Raw genomic sequence first — 4,334 nt, 5'->3', positions numbered from 1 at the left:
CGCTGCGCCCCGTCGAGGCGGCCTCCACCTCGGTCACCGGCACGCCCTCGAACAGGCCGGGAAAGCGCCGGCCGCGCGCATCGGTAACGAGGTGCACGCCGTGCCCGCGCGCCATCAGCTCCAGCGCCAGGCAATGCGCCGGCACCATGTGCCCGCCGGTGCCGCCAGCGCACAGCACATAGGTGCCGCCGGGGCCGGGAGTCAGCTGGCGTGGACTATCGGTCATGCCGCCCCCATCCGGACGGCGCCCGACCCCGCCTGAGCCCACGCCTGGCCCTTCAGGAACGGGTTGCAGCGGGTCAACGCCAGCAGCAGCCCGGCGCCCAGCGAGATGGCGAGGAACGAGGATCCGCCGTGGCTGATGAACGGCAGCGTCATGCCCTTCGACGGCAGCAGCGACAGGTTGACCATCATGTTGATGGACGCCTGCAGGCCGAACTGGGTCGCGAGACCGGCGGTGGCGAGGAAGACGAAGGGCTCCTCCTCGTCCATCGCCACGAGCAGCGCGCGCACCACCAGCCCCATGAACAGCCCGGCCAGCAGGAAGCAGGCGACCAGCCCGAACTCCTCGCCGATCACCGAGAAGATATAGTCGGTCTGGGCCTCGGGCAGGCGGAACTTCATGCGGCCCTCGCCCGGCCCGGTGCCGAGCCAGCCGCCGGCGCGGAAGCAATCGAGCGCCTTGTCGATCTGGAACGTGTCGCCGGCGCCGGTGACGAACTTGTCGATGCGCGAGGCAAAGTGATCGAGGGTGAAATAGGCCGCGATCAACGCAACGACCCCCAGCGCGGCGAGGATGCCGATGATGGTGAATGACAAGCCGGCCAGCATGGCCTGCACCAGCCACACGGCGGCGATCAGCGCGGACTGGCCGACATCGGGCTGGGCGATCAGGCAGATCACCGCCATGGCCAGCACCGCGGCCGAGATCTGCATGGTGGGCAGGCTGCTGTCCTCGACCTTCAGGCTGAGCAGCCAGGCGGTGGTGACGATGAAGCAGGGCTTGAAGAATTCCGACGGCTGGAACTGGAAGCCGGGCAGCTGGATCCAGCGTGTCGCGCCGTTGGCGCCGCCGCCGATGAACGGCACCAGCACCAGCGCCACCAGGCACAGCGCCGTGCCCAGCACCGCAAGCCGCCTCAACATGCGGACATCGAGCATGGAGGTGGCCAGCATCAGCGGCACGCCCAGCGCCACCCAGCCAAGCTGGCGATAGAGGAAATGCAGATCATCATAGCGGAAGCTGGTGCCCGACAGGCGGCGGGCTGCGGCCGGCGAGGCGGCGGCCACCGCCACGATGCCGGCAGCGATCAGCGCGAAGATGAGGATCAGCAGCGTCTTGTCGATCGTCCAGAACCAACGGCCCCAAATCGAGCGGTCGCCGCGCGACAGGGCAGCGGCGAGCGGCCTGCCGCGATTGCCGTTCGCCCGGCCCCTGCCGAAATCGGCCATGCTGCTGCCCCCGATCACGCCGCCGCCTCCTTGAGTGCTGCCACGGCATCGCGGAAGGCCTGGCCGCGATGCTCGAAATCCCGGTACTGGTCGAAGCTGGCGGCTGCCGGGCTGAACAGCACGACATCGCCGGCTTGCGCCGCTGCCGCCGCACCAGCCAGCGCCGTGCCCAGCGTGCCGGCCTCTGTCACCGGCACGCGGCCCTCAAGCTGCGCGGCAAAGGCCGGTGCCGCCTCTCCGATCAGCCAGGCGTGGACGACATGGCCAAGATTGCCGAACACAGCAGACAGGTCGGCCTGGCCCTTGTCGTCCAGCTTGGGGCGGCCACCGGCGATCCAGTGGATGCGCGCGAAGGCCGCCAGCGCCGGGGCCGTGCTGTCGGGGTTGGTGGCCTTGCTGTCATTGACGAAGCGCACGCCGCCCAGCTCGGCCACCGGCTCCATGCGGTGATCGAGCGCGCGATAGCTGGCCAGCCCCTGGGCGATCACCGCATCATCAATCCCCAGCAGGCGGGCGGCAGCGACGGCGGCGCGGGCATTTTCCAGATTGTGCGGCCCGGCCAGGCCCGGCCAGTCGGCCTGATCGCCCGGCAGCGCCACATCCTCGATGGTGATGATGCGCCCCAGCCCCGTCGCCAGCTGCCAGCGCGCCTGCGCGGCAGCGTTCACGATGGCGGTGCTGCCGGGCTGCTGCATCGCGAACAGGCGGGCCTTGGCGCCGGCGTAAGCGGCCAGGGTGCCGTGCCGTTCGAGATGATCAGGCGTGATGTTGGTGAGGATGGCGATGTCGCAGGCCAGGCTGTGCGTGATCTCCAGCTGATAGCTCGACAGCTCCAGCACCCAGACGCCGCCGGCCGGTAGCGGATCCTGCGCCAGGATGGGCAGGCCGATGTTGCCGCCCATTGCCGTCGGCAGGCCAGCCGTCTTGCACAGGTGGTGGATCAGCGCCGTGGTGGTCGATTTGCCGTTGGTGCCGGTGATGCCGACGATACGGCACGGCGGCATGGCGGGCAGGGCGCGGGCGAACAGCTCGACATCGCCGATCACCGGCACGCCGGCCCTTGCCCCGGCGGCAAAGATCGGGGCCGAATGCGGCACGCCCGGCGAGACGATGATGCCGGCCAGCCCGGCGAGGTCGGCTTCGTTCAGGTTGACGAGCTTGCCCTCGAACGCGGCCCTCGCCGCCTCGCCATCATCCCAGCCCCACACCTGGCCGCCCGATGCCGCCAGCGCGGCCGCTGCCGCCCGGCCGGTGCGGGCCAGGCCCAGCACGCCCCAGGTCTTCCCGGCAAAGGCGGGCGACGTGATCATCTCAGCTTCAACGTGGCCAGGCCGATCAGCGCCAGCAGGATGGCGATGATCCAGAAGCGGATGACGACGGTCGATTCCTTCCAGCCCTTCTTCTCGTAATGATGGTGCAGCGGCGCCATGCGGAACACGCGCTTGCCGGTCAGCTTGAAGCTGGCCACCTGGATGATGACCGACAAGGTCTCCAGAACGAACAGGCCGCCGATCAGCAGCAGCACGAGTTCATGGTTGGTCACCACCGCGATGGTGCCGAGCGCGCCGCCCAGTGCCAGGCTGCCGGTGTCGCCCATGAACACCATGGCCGGCGGCGCGTTGAACCACAGGAAGCCCAGGCAGGCGCCGATCAGCGCCGCGCAGAACACCGCCAACTCGCCCGATCCCGGCACGTGGTGGATGCCCAGATAATCGGAAAAGCGGATGTTGCCGACGAGATAGGCGATGATCGCAAAGGCCCCGGCGGCGATGATCACCGGCATGGTGGCGAGGCCATCCAGCCCGTCGGTGAGGTTCACCGCATTGCCGAAGCCGGTGACGATGAAGGCGGCAAAGGCGATGTAGAACAGTCCCAGCGGAATGCCGAAATCCTTCAGGAACGGCAGATAGAGGGTGAAGCCCGTGCGGCTGGCAATGAAGGCGCAGGCGAGGCCGGCAATGAGGAATTCAAGGGCCAGGCGCACCTTGCCGGAGACGCCCTTGTGGCTCTGCTTCGTCACCTTGTCGAAATCGTCCATGAAGCCGATGGCGCCAAAGCCCAGCGTGACGCCCAGTGCCGCCCACACGAAGCCGTTGTTCAGGTCCATCCACAAGAGGGTGGAGACGGTGAAGCCGATGAGGATGAGCAGCCCGCCCATGGTGGGGGTGCCGCGCTTCGTCAGCAGGTGCCATTCCGGCCCGTCCTCGCGGATCGGCTGGCCCTTGCCCTGCTTCGTGCGCAACATGTCGATGAAGCGCGGGCCCAGAAGCAGTGCGATGGCCAGCGCCGTGATCAGCGCCCCGATCGCCCGGAAGCTGATGTAGCGGAACAGGTTGAACAGGCCTTCATAGCCGGCCAGATCGGCGATCAGCTTGATCATGCCGCCATCTCCTGCCCGGCCAGTGCCTCGATCACGCGGGCGAGGCGCATCGAATTGGATCCCTTCACCAGCAACACGTCGTCGGCGGCCAGCAGCGGCGCCAGTTCGGCCAGCGCGGCATCGGCATCGGCGACATGGCGCACGTCGATCTGGCGCTTGAGCGCAGCGGCCAGCGGCTGCATCTCGGCGCCGACCAGCACCGCCACCGCAACGCCGGCACCCAGCACTTCGGTGGCCAGGCCGGCGTGCAGATCATGGCTGTGCTCGCCCAGTTCCTTCATGCTGCCCAGCAGCGCGAGGCGCCGGCCATGGCGCTGTGGCGCCACGTCGCGCAGCACGGCAAGGCTGGCGGCCATGCTGGCCGGATTGGCGTTGTAGGCTTCATCGATGATGATCGCCTGTCCGTCCCCCGCCGGCACGCGCAGGCGGCGACCGCGGCCGGGCAGGCCATTCAGGTCTGCCAGCGCCAGGCCGGCCAGCGCGAGATCAGCGCCCGCAGCGT

General features: G+C 68.8%; 5 protein-coding genes. All 5 read right to left on the bottom strand.

The annotated features are described in order from the left end of the window. Window positions 1-226, bottom strand: a 226-nt coding sequence (locus GJV64_RS11915) for a glycosyltransferase (protein ID WP_205599617.1), incomplete at its 3' end; no start/stop codon positions are given. After that, on the bottom strand, window positions 223-1,470 hold the full coding sequence (locus tag GJV64_RS11910; protein WP_235927728.1) for an FtsW/RodA/SpoVE family cell cycle protein: 1,248 nt from the start codon (window positions 1,468-1,470) through the stop codon (window positions 223-225). The genes GJV64_RS11910 and GJV64_RS11915, both read right to left, overlap by 4 nt. Beyond that, complete coding sequence (gene murD / locus GJV64_RS11905; RefSeq protein WP_164157429.1) at window positions 1,467-2,762, bottom strand: UDP-N-acetylmuramoyl-L-alanine--D-glutamate ligase; 1,296 nt, start codon at window positions 2,760-2,762, stop codon at window positions 1,467-1,469. Before murD ends, GJV64_RS11910 begins: the two co-directional genes overlap by 4 nt. Beyond that, on the bottom strand, window positions 2,759-3,832 hold the full coding sequence (gene mraY / locus GJV64_RS11900) for a phospho-N-acetylmuramoyl-pentapeptide-transferase (protein ID WP_164157428.1): 1,074 nt from the start codon (window positions 3,830-3,832) through the stop codon (window positions 2,759-2,761). The genes murD and mraY overlap by 4 nt, the downstream gene beginning before the upstream one ends. Beyond that, window positions 3,829-4,334: glutamate ligase domain-containing protein (locus GJV64_RS11895; protein ID WP_328799181.1), on the bottom strand; the 506-nt coding region annotated here is incomplete at its 5' end. The genes mraY and GJV64_RS11895, both read right to left, overlap by 4 nt.

Source organism: Sandarakinorhabdus rubra, assembly GCF_010994245.1.
Classification (GTDB): Bacteria; Pseudomonadota; Alphaproteobacteria; order Sphingomonadales; family Sphingomonadaceae; genus Sandarakinorhabdus; species Sandarakinorhabdus rubra.
Note: the sequence above shows the minus strand (reverse complement) of the source record. Positions and strands in the feature narration are given on the sequence as shown.

Excerpts from the sequence above, each read along its gene's own strand:
- murD (WP_164157429.1), bottom strand. The coding sequence starts at position 2,762 with ATGATCACGTCGCCCGCCTTTGCCGGGAAGACCTGGGGCGTGCTGGGC.
- mraY (WP_164157428.1), bottom strand. The coding sequence starts at position 3,832 with ATGATCAAGCTGATCGCCGATCTGGCCGGCTATGAAGGCCTGTTCAAC.